The organism is Kosakonia oryzae (assembly GCF_001658025.2).
Lineage (GTDB): Bacteria > Pseudomonadota > Gammaproteobacteria > Enterobacterales > Enterobacteriaceae > Kosakonia > Kosakonia oryzae.
The window spans coordinates 3253628-3269812 of record NZ_CP014007.2 but is presented as its reverse complement, the minus strand read 5'-3'; the positions used below and the strand labels follow the sequence as shown (position 1 = coordinate 3269812).

General features: G+C 54.5%; 14 protein-coding genes. 9 read left to right on the top strand and 5 right to left on the bottom strand.

The annotated features are described in order from the left end of the window. Nucleotides 1-30: 30 nt before the first annotated feature. A complete protein-coding gene (gene fhuE / locus AWR26_RS15650) occupies nucleotides 31-2247 on the bottom strand; it encodes a ferric-rhodotorulic acid/ferric-coprogen receptor FhuE (protein ID WP_064567206.1) in 2217 nt (738 codons plus the stop codon). A 340-nt stretch (nucleotides 2248-2587) separates the two neighbouring features. Between fhuE and hinT the strand changes: the two genes are divergently transcribed. From hinT to AWR26_RS15610, 8 genes are all read left to right on the top strand, one after another. Next, nucleotides 2588-2947 carry a purine nucleoside phosphoramidase gene (gene hinT, locus AWR26_RS15645; RefSeq protein WP_043953870.1) on the top strand — a complete coding sequence of 120 codons (360 nt, stop codon included), beginning with the start codon at nucleotides 2588-2590 and terminating at the stop codon, nucleotides 2945-2947. Nucleotide 2948: 1 nt separating this feature from the next. Then, nucleotides 2949-3323: a YcfL family protein gene (locus tag AWR26_RS15640; RefSeq protein WP_064567204.1), complete on the top strand. Its 375-nt coding sequence runs from the start codon at nucleotides 2949-2951 to the stop codon at nucleotides 3321-3323. 10 nt (nucleotides 3324-3333) lie between these two features. Continuing rightward, the gene (gene lpoB / locus AWR26_RS15635; protein WP_043953868.1) at nucleotides 3334-3987 is read left to right on the top strand and encodes a penicillin-binding protein activator LpoB; all 654 of its coding nucleotides are present in this window, start codon (nucleotides 3334-3336) and stop codon (nucleotides 3985-3987) included. After that, nucleotides 3968-4783, top strand: coding sequence for a thiamine kinase (thiK, locus tag AWR26_RS15630; protein ID WP_064567202.1), 816 nt, complete (start codon nucleotides 3968-3970; stop codon nucleotides 4781-4783). Before lpoB ends, thiK begins: the two co-directional genes overlap by 20 nt. An 11-nt stretch (nucleotides 4784-4794) precedes the next feature. After that, complete coding sequence (gene nagZ, locus AWR26_RS15625) at nucleotides 4795-5820, top strand: beta-N-acetylhexosaminidase (protein WP_064567200.1); 1026 nt, start codon at nucleotides 4795-4797, stop codon at nucleotides 5818-5820. 36 nt (nucleotides 5821-5856) lie between these two features. After that, nucleotides 5857-6399 (top strand): alpha/beta hydrolase YcfP, encoded by a 543-nt coding sequence (ycfP, locus tag AWR26_RS15620; RefSeq protein WP_064567199.1) that lies wholly within the window; start codon nucleotides 5857-5859, stop codon nucleotides 6397-6399. Between the two features lie 255 nt (nucleotides 6400-6654). Then, nucleotides 6655-7959, top strand: a complete 1305-nt coding sequence (locus AWR26_RS15615) for an NAD(P)/FAD-dependent oxidoreductase (protein WP_064567197.1) — start codon at nucleotides 6655-6657, stop codon at nucleotides 7957-7959. A 195-nt stretch (nucleotides 7960-8154) separates the two neighbouring features. Beyond that, entirely contained in the window at nucleotides 8155-8694 is a 540-nt protein-coding gene (locus AWR26_RS15610) for a glycine zipper 2TM domain-containing protein (protein ID WP_071892715.1), read from the top strand. Nucleotides 8695-9215: 521 nt separating this feature from the next. Here AWR26_RS15610 and AWR26_RS15605 read toward each other — a convergent pair. After that, complete coding sequence (locus AWR26_RS15605) at nucleotides 9216-9851, bottom strand: TetR/AcrR family transcriptional regulator (RefSeq protein ID WP_043956887.1); 636 nt, start codon at nucleotides 9849-9851, stop codon at nucleotides 9216-9218. Between the two features lie 242 nt (nucleotides 9852-10093). On the opposite strand from AWR26_RS15605, the gene bhsA reads away from it, so the two are divergent. Beyond that, nucleotides 10094-10351, top strand: coding sequence for a multiple stress resistance protein BhsA (bhsA, locus tag AWR26_RS15600; RefSeq protein ID WP_043953863.1), 258 nt, complete (start codon nucleotides 10094-10096; stop codon nucleotides 10349-10351). Between the two features lie 79 nt (nucleotides 10352-10430). Here the strand turns inward: bhsA and ldtC are convergent, their stop codons facing one another. The 3 genes from ldtC to AWR26_RS15585 all read right to left on the bottom strand — a co-directional run bounded on the left by ldtC (nucleotide 10431) and on the right by AWR26_RS15585 (nucleotide 16182). Then, a complete protein-coding gene (gene ldtC, locus AWR26_RS15595; protein ID WP_082934111.1) occupies nucleotides 10431-11396 on the bottom strand; it encodes a L,D-transpeptidase LdtC in 966 nt (321 codons plus the stop codon). A 154-nt stretch (nucleotides 11397-11550) separates the two neighbouring features. Further along, nucleotides 11551-14997 (bottom strand): transcription-repair coupling factor, encoded by a 3447-nt coding sequence (gene mfd / locus AWR26_RS15590; RefSeq protein WP_064567193.1) that lies wholly within the window; start codon nucleotides 14995-14997, stop codon nucleotides 11551-11553. Nucleotides 14998-15108: 111 nt separating this feature from the next. Further along, entirely contained in the window at nucleotides 15109-16182 is a 1074-nt protein-coding gene (locus AWR26_RS15585) for an acyltransferase family protein (protein ID WP_064567191.1), read from the bottom strand. Between the last annotated feature and the right edge of the window lie 3 nt (nucleotides 16183-16185).

Sequence of the window (16185 nt, the reverse complement as noted above, 5' to 3'; positions counted from 1 at the left end):
CATCTGGCTCCCTTTTTTATTACTCTGCTATCAGAAGCTGTAATTTGCACTGACAGAGAAGTTACGCGGCGCGCCGTACACGCCGTAGGTGCCCAGATAATCGTAATACTCTTTATCGAACACATTGTTGAGGTTCGCCTGGATGGCAAAGTTCTTCGTGGCCTGATAGCGCGCGAAGAGATCCACCACCGTGTAACCACTCTGGGTAATGCGGGTATCGCCGTTCGGGCCGGTAATATCCTGCCAGGTTTTGTTCTGCCAGCGCGCGCCGCCGCCGATAGCCAGCTCAGGCAGCATCGGCAACTGGTAGCGGGTAAACAGCTTCATCGTGGTGCGCGGCTGTTCCGGGTTCACCGCAATGCCATCACCATCTTCCGCCATAAAGCGGCTTGCACCGAAGGTCAGTTGCAGGTTGTCGGTCAGCGCGCCGTTCAGTTCAAACTCTACGCCCTTGCTGACGGTGCCATTCACGGATTTATAGGCCGTCTGGCCACCTGAATCAGGAATATATTCACCGGTGGAAACAGCAACGTGATCCTGCTCGGTGCGGAAGAGTGCAAGCGTGGCGGTCAAACGCGTGTTAAACCAGTCGCCTTTTACCCCGGCTTCGTAGCTTTTACCGGTTGTCGGTTCAAGGAATTCGCTGTTGATGTCGCGCTGGCTGGACGGTTCGAAGATAGAGGTATAGCTGGTGTAGACCGACCAGGTGTCATCGATATCATAGATCAGGCCGGCATACGGCGTTACATCATCAAACTTGCTGTTACGGATCTCGTCCGGTTTACGCTCCAGGTTGTACTTCGCGCTCCACTCAGTGTAGCGGGCGCCGAGGATCAGATGCAGCGGATCGGCCAGCGAGATGCGGGTCGCGGCGTAGAGAGATTTCTGGCGAATAACATCGCGCTGGTAGAGTGCCCAGTCGGACCAGCTCGGATCGGCCAGCGTACTGCCGTTGTAATTGTTGATATTTCCGACATCCATCAGACCGAAATTATCATTCACCGGGTAGGAGTTATCGTAGTTGTTACGCTGACGGCTGTAGCTACCGCCGAACATCACCTCATGCTGGCGACCAAACAGGTCGTAGCCGCCGCGAACAAAGGCATCGACGGAATCCTGCTTACGCTCGCCCCGGTTCCAGCCGCCCCAGGCACCTTGCCACTGCGTGGCGTCATACAGGCCGGTGGCTTTATCCGGGAAACCATCGACATACATCAGTTTGCTGTCGAAATTGGTTTCGGCATGCATTGCGTTGACTTTGGCTTCCCAACCATTATCAAAACGCTGCGTCAGGTTGGCGAAAACCTTGCGTGAATCGACGTTAGAGTAAGCCCAGTCCGCCGCCGTGTTGAAACCACGGCGGAAATGGGTACGGCTACCGTCACTGTACAGCGAGGGAATGCCGCCCCAGGTCGGGCTATCTTCTTCACTCTCCTGGTAGTCATACCCGAGAGAAAGCGTTGTCGAATCGGTGAGGTCGGCATCGACAACGCCGGTAATGAATTTTTTGCGGTAGTGGTTGCGTTCAAGCCAGGAGTCGTTGTCCTGGTAGCCGGTAATAACTCGGCCGCGCACATTGCCGGATTCGCTCAGGGGAGCCTGGAGATCCAGGACATAACGCTGTTTGCCCCAGCTACCATACGTTGCCTCAGCCGAGCCTTTAAACGTTTTGCTGTCGGCGTGTTTACGCACCATGTTGACATACGCGGATGGGTTCCCTGTCCCGCTCATCAGACCCGCGGCGCCGCGCACGACTTCGATTTTGTCATAAATCGCTGTATCACCCGCGGTATCACCGAAATTCCATCGGTTATCGAGAAATGTCGGCATATCTTCATAGGCAAAGTTGCTGACGAAGAAACCGCGGGCGAAGAAATTGGTACGGTGTGAGTCAATGCGTGAAGCGTTAACGCCAATCGTGTTATCGAGTACTTGCTCAATCGTCGTTAGCTGTTGGTCTTGCATACGTTGCTGGCTGACAACGCTGACGGACTGGGGAATATCACGCGGCACTAACAGCAATTTTGTCCCGGTGGTGGTGGTTTTTACGCTGTAGTCCTGTGCCTGGCTATCGGAGGTGCTCAGCCCGCCGTCACCGTCGACCACGACAGTATCATCGGCGTTGGGCTTTGTTTCTGCTGCGAATACTGCAGCAGGCGCCAGCGCAAGTGCAATGCACGCCGCCAGCAGCGAAGGCGCAGCCGCGTTTGGACGCGCGCCATCCCTGAAGTGTTGAGTGAAAGACATAATAAACCCTTAATGGTGCGTTAGCGGGATAACCCGGCGGCGATACGTTGTCGTGCCGGAAGTGTTTATGTAATGCGTTTGGTAAGGATTGCGCATGAAAATGCAAATGCGAAATATACGTATTCACATCATGAATGTAAACAGATGTAATATTCATAATTGAAATGCTATTTCATGCTCGCTGCGTTGAAAGGAGAAAGGTTCCCGCCGCAGAGAAGGGCGTAAAGGAGAAAGAAAAAGAGCGTTATGGTTGAAACAACAAGAGAATCTCGATCATACTCTAGGGCACGTAATTGACGATGGCTGCGGGTTGGCTCCGCACCGGAAAAAGGAAAACGTCATGGCCGAAGAAACCATTTTCAGTAAAATCATCCGCCGGGAAATTCCCTCGGATATTGTCTACCAGGATGAACTGGTCACCGCTTTTCGCGATATCTCTCCACAAGCGCCGACGCATGTGCTTATTGTGCCGAATATCCTCATCCCTACGCTGAATGATGTCACCGAAGCGCACGAGCAGGCGCTGGGCCGCATGCTGACGGTTGCGGCGAAAATCGCCAGCGACGAAGGTATTGCCGAAGATGGATACCGTCTGATCATGAACTGTAATCGTCATGGTGGTCAGGAGGTTTACCATATCCATATGCACCTGCTGGGCGGGCGCGCAATGGGGCCAATGCTGGCTCATAAAGGTCTGTAAGATGATAAACGGGCGTGTCGCGCTGCTGCTGGCGGCGCTGGGGCTGATGGGATGCAGTTCGCGCCCGGCTATTCCGGTCGCCAGCGATCAAACGCTGGTGATGGAGTCCAGTATTCTGGCGGCGGGCATTATTGCGGAACCGCCGGAAATGGGCACGCAGGAGCTTCAACCTTCCGCCTCCTCCCGATTGTTTAATGAACGGCAGCAGCCGGTGACGGTGCACTACCGTTTTTTCTGGTATGACGCCAGAGGTCTGGAAATGCACCCGCTGGAAGCGCCACGCAGTATTACGATCCCGGCGCGTTCCGGCGTGACGCTGTATGGCAGCGCTAACTATCTGGGTGCGCACAGCGTCAGACTTTATCTCTATCTCTAAGGAGTGACACTTGATTAAAACATTTGGACGCTTCGCGCTACTGACCACGCTGGCGGTGTTGCTGGCAGGGTGTATCAGTAATCAACAGCCTGCGCCAGTTGAACAGGCAGGTGGCGCTCAGCAGCCCGCGCAACCGCAACCGCAACCCACGCAGCCCGTTCCGACAGTACCTTCGGTTCCGACGTTGCCGCAGCAGCCTGGCCCAATCGAACACCAGGATCAAACCGGACAGCCCGCGCCGCGCGAACGTCATTATGACTGGAACGGCGCCGTGCAGCCGATGGTCGGTAAAATGTTGCAGGCCAGCGGCGCTAACGCTGGCAGCGTTTTGCTGGTTGATAGCGTAAACAACCGGACCAACGGTTCGATCAACACCGGCGAAGCCACCGAAGTGGTGCGCAATGCGCTGGCCAATAACGGTAAATTTACGCTGATTACCGCGCAACAGCTCTCGCTGGCAAAACAGCAACTGGGGCTCTCCCCGCAGGACAGCCTGGGTACCCGCAGTAAAGCCATCGGTATTGCCCGCAACGTTGGGGCGCAGTATGTGCTTTATTCCAACGCGACCGGCAACGCCAGCGCACCCGCGTTACAAATGCAGCTGATGCTGGTGCAGACAGGTGAAATTATCTGGTCGGGTAAAGGTGCGGTTCAGCAACAATAAACAGACGCGTGACAGGGTATTGTCACGCTATTTTCCGACGTATACTCCCGTCGCCAGCCAGAATAGCGGGCTAAGCGGCGGGAGTTGTCTTATTCACAATGGCCGGCACACGCTGGTGCTGCGCCAGCGTCACCAGGCCGCTTCATCGCCTTTTCTGCGTCAGTACCGTTTGCTCCGCCGCTTGCCCGCGACTCTCGCGCCGCGCCCGCAACTCTATACTGGCGACTGGATGGCGGTGGGCTTTATACCTGGCGAGATCAAAACGGCCTTACCGCCGCCTGATGCACTGGCGGCATTACTCCGTGATTTACACCGTCAGCCACTTTTTGGCTGGCGTATTACGCTGTTGCCGCTGCTGGATCGATACTGGCAGCAGAGCGCGCCGACGCGGCGCACCCCTTTCTGGCTGCGGCAGTTAAAACAGTTAAGAAAACAGGGCGAACCGCAGCCGCTGCGGCTCGCGCCGCTGCATATGGATGTTCATGCCGGAAACCTGGTGCACAGCGCCGCAGGTTTGCGGCTTATCGACTGGGAATATGCTGGCGATGGCGATGTTGCTCTCGAGCTCGCCGCAGTATGGACGGAGGATGAGGCGCAGCGTCAGCAGTTGGTTGCGCAGTATGCTCAGCAGTCGGCGGTCGATCCGGTAATATTAGCGCGCCAGGTTCGACGCTGGCAGCCCTGGATAGGGATGCTGATGGCGGGCTGGTTTGAGTGCCGCTGGCAGCAAACGGGCGAACAACAATTTATTACGCTGGCAGAGGCTATCTGGCGGCGGTTACAGAACAAAGAATAAGAGAGGTCAGTGTGGGTCCGGTAATGTTGGATGTGGAAGGGTATGAACTGGATGCGGAAGAGCGCGAGATTCTGGCGCATCCGCTGGTGGGCGGCCTGATCCTCTTTACCCGTAATTATCACGATCCTGAGCAGTTGCGTGAACTGGTGCGCCAGATCCGCCAGGCTTCGCACCACCGTCTGGTGGTGGCGGTCGATCAGGAAGGCGGACGGGTGCAGCGTTTCCGCGAAGGCTTCACGCGTCTGCCTGCGGCGCAGGCTTTTGCCGCTCTGCATGGGTTAGAAGAGGGCGGACGTCTGGCGCAAGATGCCGGCTGGTTGATGGCCAGTGAAATGATCGCCATGGATATTGATATCAGCTTTGCCCCGGTGCTGGATGTTGGACATATCAGCGCCGCCATCGGTGAACGTTCTTACCATGAAGATCCAGCTAAAGCGCTGGTGATGGCGAGCCACTTTATTGATGGTATGCACAGCGCGGGAATGAAAACGACCGGTAAACATTTCCCGGGGCACGGCGCAGTAACCGCAGATTCACACAAAGAGACGCCGCGCGATCCGCGCCCGCTGGCGGAGATTCGCGCGAAAGATATGTCGGTATTCCGCTCGCTGATTGAGCAAAATAAACTGGATGCCATTATGCCTGCGCATGTGATTTATACCGATGCCGATCCGCGTCCGGCCAGCGGTTCACCGTGGTGGTTGAAAAACATTCTGCGCGGCGAGCTGGGTTTTAACGGCGTGATTTTTTCTGACGATTTGTCAATGGAAGGCGCGGCCATCATGGGCAGTTATGCTGAACGCGGGCAGGCATCGCTGGATGCCGGTTGCGATATGATCCTCGTCTGCAATAATCGTAAAGGCGCAGTCAGTGTGTTAGATAACCTGTCGCCGATCAATGCAGAGCGTGTTACACAATTGTATCATAAAGGTTCATATTCTCGTCAGGAGTTGATGAGCTCGGCGCGCTGGAAGGCAACCAGTAAAGCACTGGAGCAGTTGCATGAGCGCTGGCAGGAGCAGAAAGCCGACCATTAACCCCTGAGGACGTGATGTCGAAGTGGTGAGGATACAATGATTATCTATTTACACGGTTTTGACTCAAACAGTCCCGGCAACCATGAAAAAGTGTTGCAGCTACAGTTTATCGATCCGGATGTTCGCCTGATAAGCTACAGCACGCGGCATCCGAAACATGATATGCAGCATTTGTTGAAAGAAGTCGACAAGATGCTGCAACTCAACGTGGATGAACGCCCGCTGATTTGTGGCGTCGGCCTTGGCGGTTACTGGGCCGAGCGCATTGGTTTTCTCTGCGACATCCGCCAGGTGATTTTCAACCCGAATCTGTTTCCTTATGAGAACATGGAAGGGAAGATCGACCGGCCGGAAGAGTATGAGGATATTGCCACTAAATGTGTCGCTAATTTCCGCGAGAAAAACCGCGATCGCTGCCTGGTGATCCTGTCGCGAAAAGATGAAGCTCTGGACAGCCAGCGCTCTTCCGATGAGTTGCATCAGTATTATGAGATTGTCTGGGACGAAGAACAGTCGCATAAGTTTAAAAACATCTCGCCGCACCTGCAGCGCATTAAGGCCTTTAAAACCCTCGGTTAAGCTTCTCCCCGGCAGGCTCTCGTCTGCCGGGCTCCTCTTTTTCTCCTCTTCTGACGGGCAGTTTTTCGCTGTGCGACTACACTTGCTCAACTTTTAGGCATGAAAACTTGATTCATATCAATTTTGGTATGACCATTGAACCGTTCGTGATATTCTCGACGTCAAAGTGAGGTTGCGAGTGCGTAACTTATTGTTAATTAAGGGCTATTTTTATAACGTTTAATTAACAATTGGTTAATATTTTAGGGGGTCATTTTGACAACACCGTTGAGAAAGATTGTGATCGTAGGTGGTGGCGCTGGCGGTCTGGAACTGGCAACTCAGTTAGGTAAAAAGCTGGGGCGCGGTAAAAAAGCCAAAATTACGCTGGTCGATCGTAACCACAGCCATTTATGGAAACCCCTGCTGCACGAAGTGGCAACCGGCTCGCTGGATGAAGGTGTTGATGCGCTGAGTTACCTGGCGCATGCACGCAATCATCATTTCCAGTTCCAACTGGGATCTGTGGTGGATATTAATCGCGAAGGCAAAACCATCACTCTGGCAGAATTGCGTGATGAGAAGGGCGATCTGCTGGTGCCGGAACGCAAACTGGCCTATGACACGCTGGTGATGGCGCTGGGCAGTACCTCGAACGACTTCAACACGCCGGGCGTGAAAGAGCACTGCATTTTCCTCGATAACCCGCATCAGGCGCGTCGCTTCCATCAGGAAATGCTCAATTTGTTCCTGAAATATTCGGCCAACCTTGGTGCTAACGGCAAAGTCAATATTGCGATTGTCGGTGGCGGCGCGACCGGTGTTGAACTCTCCGCAGAGTTGCACAATGCGGTGAAACAGCTTCATAGCTACGGTTACAAAGGGCTGACCAATGAAGCGCTGAACGTCACGCTGGTGGAAGCGGGTGAGCGCATTCTGCCGGCGTTGCCGCCGCGTATCTCCGGTGCCGCGCACAATGAACTGACCAAAATGGGCGTCCGCGTGCTGACCCAGACAATGGTTACCAGCGCCGACGAAGGCGGTCTGCATACCAAAGAGGGCGAATACATCAAGGCCGACCTGATGGTATGGGCGGCAGGGATCAAAGCGCCGGACTTTATGAAAGAGATTGGTGGGCTGGAAACCAACCGCATCAATCAGCTGGTCGTTGAGCCGACGCTGCAAACGACGCGCGATGCAGATATTTACGCCATTGGCGACTGTGCTTCCTGCGCCCGTCCGGAAGGCGGATTTGTGCCGCCGCGCGCGCAGGCTGCTCATCAGATGGCCACCCTTGCGTTGCATAACATTCTGGCGCAGATCAAAGATAAGCCGCTGAAATCTTATGTTTACAAGGATCACGGTTCACTGGTTTCCCTGTCGAACTTCTCCACCGTGGGCAGCCTGATGGGTAACCTGATGCGTGGTTCAATGATGATTGAAGGTCGTATTGCCCGTTTCGTGTATATCTCGCTGTACCGTATGCACCAGGTCGCGCTGCACGGCTATTTCAAAACCGGTCTGATGATGCTGGTCGGCAGTATTAACCGCGTGATCCGTCCACGTCTGAAATTGCACTGATCCTGTTTCGCTGCTCTCCCGGTTATTGGCCGGGAGGCAGCATATCTCGCTGCCTTCCAGACGTATGCTGGTCGGAAAACTCTGAATATCATCTTTTACCCCACCTGTATCCCTATTTTTGCGTGCTTTCCGATTGGCTTTACTCTTGCTCAAGTTGCAAAATTGTTACCAATAGTCAACCAGGGAGAAAATCCTGTGAATAAATCAATGTTAGCGGGTATCGGTATTGGCGTGGCCGCTGCACTGGGCGTTGCCGCAGTGGCCAGCCTGAATGTCTTCGATCGCGGCCCTCAATATGCGCAGGTCGTTTCAGCCACGCCAATCAAGGAAACAGTAAAAACGCCGCGTCAGGAGTGCCGTAATGTTACTATGACGCATCGCCGCCCGGTGCAGGACGAAAACCGTATTACCGGTTCGGTACTTGGCGCAGTGGCTGGTGGGGTGCTCGGTCACCAGTTTGGCGGCGGCAAAGGACGAGATGTTGCAACTGTCGTCGGCGCGTTAGGCGGCGGGTATGCGGGTAACCAAATCCAGGGCGGTATGCAGGAGCGTGACACCTACACCACCACCCAGCAGCGTTGCAGCACGGTATATGATAAATCGGAAAAAATGCTCGGCTACGACGTGACGTACAAAATCGGCGACCAGCAGGGAAAAATCCGCATGGATAAAGATCCGGGAACGCAGATTCCGCTGGATAAAAATGGTCAGCTGATCCTGAATAACAACGCGTAAAATAGTAGTACTCTGCATGTTGGCTCCCCATCGCTCAGGCTGGGGAGCCTTTTTTTCACTAAAAAGCCCTGCATGACTGCAAGGCTTAATCAGATCAAATGAAATCGTGTTGACGAACCACCAATAGCCCGGTGATGAGAACAGATATAAAAGCAAATAATACTGAACCGCCCAACATAACCCACAGACCAAATAACAATGTAATTACTATTAACACTTTAATGAATGGTAATAGCAAAATCATCTCCATATTCCTTCTGCTTGTGATCAGTCAGTGAAGTACCCTTTATCCTCGACAAGTCATGCATTACAGCGCGTAAAAAAGAGAGCAAAGGAAAACCAGTTTAATGTGTCATCATGACGCTTATAATTTGTATCATTCTGCTGAATGATTAGCGGAGCAATAATCACAATTAATAATAGCAAAGCGGGGGATTTAGCTGATAGTTTTTACCTATTATTGAAATGTGATATCTCTATCACAGAGATAAAAAAAGAGACGGTTTCCCGTCTCATTTTTTTTATGCCTTGATCAAATTTGGCCACAGTCGCAGGGTTGTGCGCGTGATCTGCAGCAGCTTCTCAACGCTGGCACCTTCGCGCGCGCTGATCGACATTCCCTGCAAAACACATCCAAGGAATTCAGCCAGCGCCTGCGGATCTGCATCCGCCGGGATCTCACCGCGCTGCTGGCGCTGAGTGAGAAACTGGAGCAGGGTATCTTCCTGCTGCGCATGCCGCGACTTGATCGTTTGCGCGATGGCCTGCGAAGAAGCCGCCAGCGTCGCCGAGGTGTTGATCATAAAACAACCGGCTGGCGTATCGGTGCTGGTAAAGCACTTTGCCACGGCGGTGAAATAATCCAGCAGCGCGGTTTCTACCGGTTTGTCCTCGCAGAGCAACTGGGCTTCGTGCTTCCGGGCGAACCGCGCAATATAGCGATCGAGCACCGCACGGAACAACCCCTCTTTATTGGTGAACTCAGCGTACAGCGTCGGCGCTTTCGCCCCGGTGGCTTCCACGAGATCGGATAATGATGTGGCTTCGTAGCCATGCTGCCAGAACAGCGTCATGGCTTTGTCGAGCGCCGCTTCCCTGTCGAACACTTTCGGTCGGCCACGGCATTTTTTGGTGCAACTGGTGACTTCACTGGTCATATCGCCGCTTAACCTTTGTTGGTTTGTTGAACAACCATTATAAAAATAATTGTCGCCAATGACCAGCAGCAAATAGCACATATTCATAAAACATATGCTTATGAAATATAAGCAATTAACATTTTAATTAACAATCATTACAAAAATATGTTGACCAGTGACGAAGATCACACTTATCATTTACCTATCGATCGTTAACTTAATAGCTAACGACATCTTTTATCTTTATCCGGGAAAAAATCATGAAAAACATCACTGCGCTTTTCGCCGCTGCTGCACTCAGTACCCTCTCTTTTGCCAGCTTTGCTGCCGTTGAAGTTCAGTCTGCGCCGACAGGGCAGCAGGAAGTTGCTGCCATTGGCGTCAGCGCGGGTTCTGATCTCTCTTCCGTTGAAGCCAAACTGGCGCAAAAAGCTGACGAAATGGGCGCGAAATCGTTCCGCATCACTTCCGTGACCGGTTCTGACAAACTGCACGGTACTGCGGTGCTGTACAAATAAACCCAACCTCTCTCCCCTGTGCCACTGCAATAAAAAAGGCCCGGCGTACTGCGCCGGGCCTTTTCTTTTTCGCTTAGTTTTACAGAGCCTGTAAGGCACTCTCACTATGACGCGTAACATCAACCGGCATACCAGAGCGGATTTCCATTGCGTGGTTCATGATGCTGGCATCGCTACGCGCATCGTCTTTGAAGGCCTGCATCGCGGCATTCAGCATGATGGGTAGTGTTTGCGGATCGTCATCAATCGATTTTGACAGCGGTTGATGGACTTCAACCAGCCGCCTACCGTCCGGCTCAACCGACGCTTTTATCGGCGTATTAATGATATTCACCGCCGTTCCGGGCGTCACGCTGGCAAACAGACTGGAAATATCGGCATCGCGCAGGCGAATGCAGCCGGAGCTGACGCGCATGCCGATACCAAAATCCGCATTGGTGCCGTGCAGCAGATAAACCCCGCCAAACGCGGCAAGACGGATCGCATGATGCCCCATCGGATTATCCGGCCCGGCTGACATCACCGCAGGCAGATCAATCCCCTGAGCCTTGTAACGCGCGCGGATGTTGGCGGTTGGTGTCCAGGTGGGGTTGGCGCGTTTATCGGAAACGGTGGTGACCATCGTTGGTGTCAGGGTGTCGCCACCTAACTGGCCAATGCCGATGGGATAAACCGTCACTTCATTTTTTCCCGGCGGATAATAATAGAGACGCAGTTCCGCGAGATTAATCACAATGCCCTTGCGCGGAACATCCGGCAGCAGGGTTTGCAGTGGGATCGTCAGTACGCTGCCCGCGCGCGGCACATAAGGGTCGACACCCGGGTTTGCCTGCAACAGCGCGAGAAAACCAACGTTATATTTTTTGGCAATCGCTTCCAGTGAACCGCCATCATTTTGCACCACGTGATAACGGTTTTCGCCAACCAGACGGCTGCCCTCGGCGGGCAATGGCCAGCTATTTGCCCGCGCGGGCAGGGTGAGGGCAGTAACGATCGCAACAGTAAGAAGGGTGATCCAGCAGGTAAAACGCGCAATTCTTCTCATTACCATAATCCATGTAAATCATAAGGTTATTTGTGTGCAGCTTTGCGATGGGATTATGGTCGGGCAGGGTGTCGGGAAATCCTGGCTATTGCAAAATATTTGTAAATCTTGCGAAAAATAACAGGCCGGGCCAGGCGGCCCGGCGCTAAAACCGTCAGGCGACGGCGTTTTCGGCCAGTTGCTGCATAAAATTACGCACCCACTCCATGCGGGTTTTCCGTTCGCTCAGATCCTGCATAAATTTCAGCCGCGTCGGACCATCCAGACGGAAATGCTGCGGCTGCTTTTGCAGCAGACCAATCAGCCACACCGGATTGACGTTGTTTTTCTCGTTGAACTCGATGATGCCGCCTTTTTCATTGCCTTCCAGTTTGCGGATCCCCAGCTTCTGCGCTTGCTGGCGCAGCAGGGCGATATCCAGCAGATTTCGCGCGGCATCCGGTAGCAGCCCAAAGCGATCGATCAGTTCGACTTTAATCTCTTCCAGCGCGTTCATATCTTTTGCGCTGGCGATGCGTTTATAGAACGACAGACGGGTATTAACATCAGGAATAAAATCGTCCGGCAACAGCGAAGGCATGCGCAGTTCGACCTCGGTCTGCTGGCTGGTTAAATCCTCCAGCGACGGCTCGCGGCCGGCCTTCAGCGCATCAACGGCGTTTTCCAGCAATTCCATATACAGCGAGAAGCCGATGGTTTCCATCTGGCCGCTCTGATCTTCACCGAGCAGCTCGCCCGCGCCACGGATCTCCAGATCGTGTGTTGCCAGCGCAAAACCTGCGCCCAAATCCTCCAGCGAAGCAATCGCTTCCAGCCGTTTTTGCGCGTCGGGAGTCATCGCTTTCGGGTGCGGCGTCAGCAGCCAGGCGTAAGCCTGGTGGTGCGAGCGTCCAACGCGTCCGCGCAACTGATGCAACTGGGCTAGGCCAAAGTGGTCGGCGCGTTCGATGATAATGGTATTGGCGGTCGGAATATCGATCCCGGTTTCAATGATGGTAGTGCAGACCAGCACGTTGAAACGCTGATGATGGAAATCGTTCATCACCCGTTCCAGTTCACGCTCGCGCATCTGCCCGTGACCGATTGCGATACGCGCTTCCGGTACCAGCTTCGCCAGCCTGTCGGCGGCTTTCTGGATATTTTCCACGTCGTTATACAGGTAGTAAACCTGCCCGCCGCGCAGCACTTCACGCAGGATCGCCTCCCGCACCACCAGGCTGTCGTACTCCCGAACAAAGGTTTTAACCGCCAGACGGCGCGCGGGCGGCGTGGCGATGATCGACAGGTCGCGCATCCCGCTCATTGCCATATTCAATGTGCGCGGGATCGGCGTTGCCGTCAGCGTCAGAATATCGACATCGGCACGCATCGCTTTAATACGCTCTTTATGGCGCACGCCAAAGCGGTGCTCTTCGTCGACAATCAGCAGACCGAGATCTTTTAACTTCACATCGCTTTGCAGCAGTTTGTGGGTGCCGATCAGAATATCGATTTTACCTTCAGCCGCCTGTTCAAGAATTTGCGACTGCTCTTTGGCACTGCGAAAACGTGAGAGCATCTCAATGCGCACCGGCCAGTTGGCAAAACGGTCGCGGAAGTTATCAAAGTGCTGCTGCGCCAGCAGGGTGGTTGGCACCAGCACCGCCACCTGCTTGTTGTTTTCGACCGCAAGGAATGCCGCGCGCATCGCCACTTCGGTTTTACCGAAACCCACATCGCCGCACACCAGACGATCCATCGCCAGCGGCTGGCACATATCACTGAGCACGGCGTTGATCGCCTGCGCCTGATCCGGCGTGGTTTCGAAGGGGAAACTATCGCAGAACAGTTGATATTGTTCACGATCGTGCTTGAAGGCAAAACCTGCTTTTGCCGCGCGCTGCGCGTAGATATCCAGCAGTTCAGCCGCCACATCACGCACTTTTTCCGCCGCTTTCTGCCGCGCCCGCGCCCAGGCATCGCTGCCCAGTTTATGCAGCGGGGCACTCTCTTCTGCGCCGCCCGCATAGCGGCTGATCAGATGCAGCGAAGAGACCGGGACATAAAGTTTGGCGTCACCGGCGTACGTCAGCATCAGGTATTCGCCTTTAATACCGCCTGCTTCCAGCGTGGTCATACCGGCATAACGCCCGACGCCATGTTCCAGATGCACCACCGGCTGGCCGTCGTGCAGCTCGGCAAGGTTACGGATAAGCGTATCCGGGTTAATCGTCCGCCGGGTATCCTGGCGGCGGCGCGCAACGCGCTCGCCCAGCAGATCGCTTTCGCAAATCAGCGCCCGATTGCGCAGGGTGTCGATAAAACCGTGCTCTGCCGAGCCGATCATCAGCCAGGCACCGGGCGTTGACGCTTCGTCGAGGCGCAAAATGCGTTTGGGCGCCACTTTAATGCGCGCCAGCAGCTCTATCAGCGCTTCGCGGCGGCCTTCGCTTTCGACCGAGAAAACCACCGGGCCGCTGAAGGATTCAAGGAACTTACGCAGGTTATCCAGCGGTGATTTTTGCTGCGCCTGCACCGCCAGCTCCGGCAGTGCGCGGTAACCGAGATTAACGTGCGCGGCTTTTTCACTGAGCCGTTCAGTTTTGAGCTGGATACGCGGCCATTTTTTCAGTTCGCTGAACAGCGCGTCGCTGCGCAGCCATAAGCTTTCCGGCGGCAACAGCGGGCGCATCGGATCCACACCACGGCTCTCGAAGCGCGCCTGCGTCTCCTGCTGAAAACGTTCCGCGCTGACTTCCAGTTCGCCGGTATTAACCAGCAGCGTATTCGCCGGGAAATAGCTAAACAGCGGCGACAGCGGTTCGCTAAAGAACAGCGGCTGCCAGTATTCGATCCCGGCGGGCAGGGTGCCTTTGCTCACCTGCTGATAAATGTGTTCTGCATCGCGCTTCACCTCAAACCGATCGCGCCATTGGCTGCGGAACAGCTCAATGGCGTTTTTATCGGTCGGGAATTCATGCGCGGGCAGTAAATTAATCGCCTCGACCTCTTCCAGCGTGCGCTGGGTATCGGCATCGAACAGCCGCAAACTGTCGATTTCATCGTCGAAAAAGTCGAGGCGGAACGGCTGCTCGCTACCCATCGGGAAGAGATCCAGTAGCGCGCCGCGCGTGGCATACTCGCCGTGCTCCATCACCTGATCAACATGGCGGTAACCGGCGCTGTCCAGCTGCGCGCGCAGCTGATCGCGGGACAGCCGCTGCCCTTTTTTCATCACCAGCGCATGGCCGTGCAAATAGTTGTGCGGGCAGACGCGCTGCATCAGGGTATTCACCGGCACAATCAGCACGCCACGCTGCATAGCGGGCAACTGGTAAAGGGTGGAAAGACGGGAGGAGATGATCTCCTGGTGCGGCGAAAAGCTGTCGTAGGGCAGCGTTTCCCAGTCCGCCAGGTTCATCACCAGATTATCGGTAAACTGGCTTATCTCGTCCTGCAAGCGCAGGGCATTTTGCATATCCGGTGCGATCAGCACCACGGGACCAGCATGGCGCTCAATGATTTCCGCCACTTCGGTGGCGCAGGCGGCGCCGGTGAGTTCGCCAAACTGGCGCTGGTCACCCGCTTTGGTCGGCAGTGAATAACGATATTGTTCAGGCATAGAAGGTGTCGGAGTCTCTTGTGGATATACCCCCACATGGGGGCATATCACTGATACGCAATCCGTTGATTATCTGCGATTGCGTCATTTTAGCCAAGGCGAACGCATGGATCAGCGTGCGGCGACGGGCTGGAGGAGTTTTGTCGGCGGGGTGAAAAAGAGATCGCCGAACAGAGCGCTGGAGAGCTTGCGCACCAGCAATCCAAACAGCGTACAGATAAGCAACGTCGCAAACGGATAGACCAGCAGCAGCGCCAGCTCGGCTTGCGGCGGCCAGACGCCGGCATTCAGCGGTTTGATCAGCGCCAGGCTGAATCCCTCAATCAGAATGCGGTGAGTGGTATAAATTGCCAGCGTATTGCTGCCCACCACATTCAACAGGCTCTTTTCACTCGGTGGGAAACGCTGCTCCAGTTCCCAGAACAGCCGCATAATGGCAACGATCGAGAGCAAGCAGAGCGGCAACGGCATCGCAAACATCCACAGGCCGAAGGCCACAACTATCGCGAGGGCAAACAGCACGCCGTAACGGCGAATTTGCACGGTTTTGACCCACTCCATCAGGCTTGCGCCATACCAGGCACCCAGCGAGTAGAAAATCATATTGCGTACAACGCTGTTCATTCCCCACCACGGCAGCGGCAGATAATTGATCGCCAGACTGCCCAGGATAGTCAGCGCCAGCATCGGCACCTTCCAGCGGCTCAGTAGTTTGCACAGAGTGAAGTAGACCACCAGCGCATACAGATACCACAGGCTGGTGCTGGCGGTGAGCATCCCCTGTAAAAACTCAACCCAGCTATCCGCATAAGCGGCATTCGCGGCGTTGGTCAGATCGCGCTCCGGTGCCAGCCATGCATTAAGCTGGCTTAAACCCGCCCACTGCAACACACCCCACAGTGCCAGCACATACACAATATTCCAGATGCGCTTATCGATGGTTTCTTTCCATGGCACCTCATCGATATAGCGGCGGATCAAATAGCCGGAGATAAAAAAGAACACCGGCATGCGAAAAGGTGCGAGGTAAAGATTGAAGTAGACCCAGCACTTCGACAGTGTTTGCGACCACGGATGCTGGAACACATTGAGATGCGGATAGAAGGTAATCACGGAGTGGTAAATCACGACCAGACAAATACATAACCCTTTAATTTGGTTTAGCCACAAAGCTTTTTGTTTCACGCC

Bases quoted from the DNA above. Each gene is read 5' to 3' on its own strand.
- fhuE (WP_064567206.1), bottom strand. From the start codon at position 2,247: ATGTCTTTCACTCAACACTTCAGGGATGGCGCGCGTCCAAACGCGGCT.
- hinT (WP_043953870.1), top strand. From the start codon at position 2,588: ATGGCCGAAGAAACCATTTTCAGTAAAATCATCCGCCGGGAAATTCCC.
- AWR26_RS15640 (WP_064567204.1), top strand. From the start codon at position 2,949: ATGATAAACGGGCGTGTCGCGCTGCTGCTGGCGGCGCTGGGGCTGATG.
- ycfP (WP_064567199.1), top strand. From the start codon at position 5,857: ATGATTATCTATTTACACGGTTTTGACTCAAACAGTCCCGGCAACCAT.
- AWR26_RS15605 (WP_043956887.1), bottom strand. From the start codon at position 9,851: ATGACCAGTGAAGTCACCAGTTGCACCAAAAAATGCCGTGGCCGACCG.
- bhsA (WP_043953863.1), top strand. From the start codon at position 10,094: ATGAAAAACATCACTGCGCTTTTCGCCGCTGCTGCACTCAGTACCCTC.
- ldtC (WP_082934111.1), bottom strand. From the start codon at position 11,396: ATGAGAAGAATTGCGCGTTTTACCTGCTGGATCACCCTTCTTACTGTT.
- mfd (WP_064567193.1), bottom strand. From the start codon at position 14,997: ATGCCTGAACAATATCGTTATTCACTGCCGACCAAAGCGGGTGACCAG.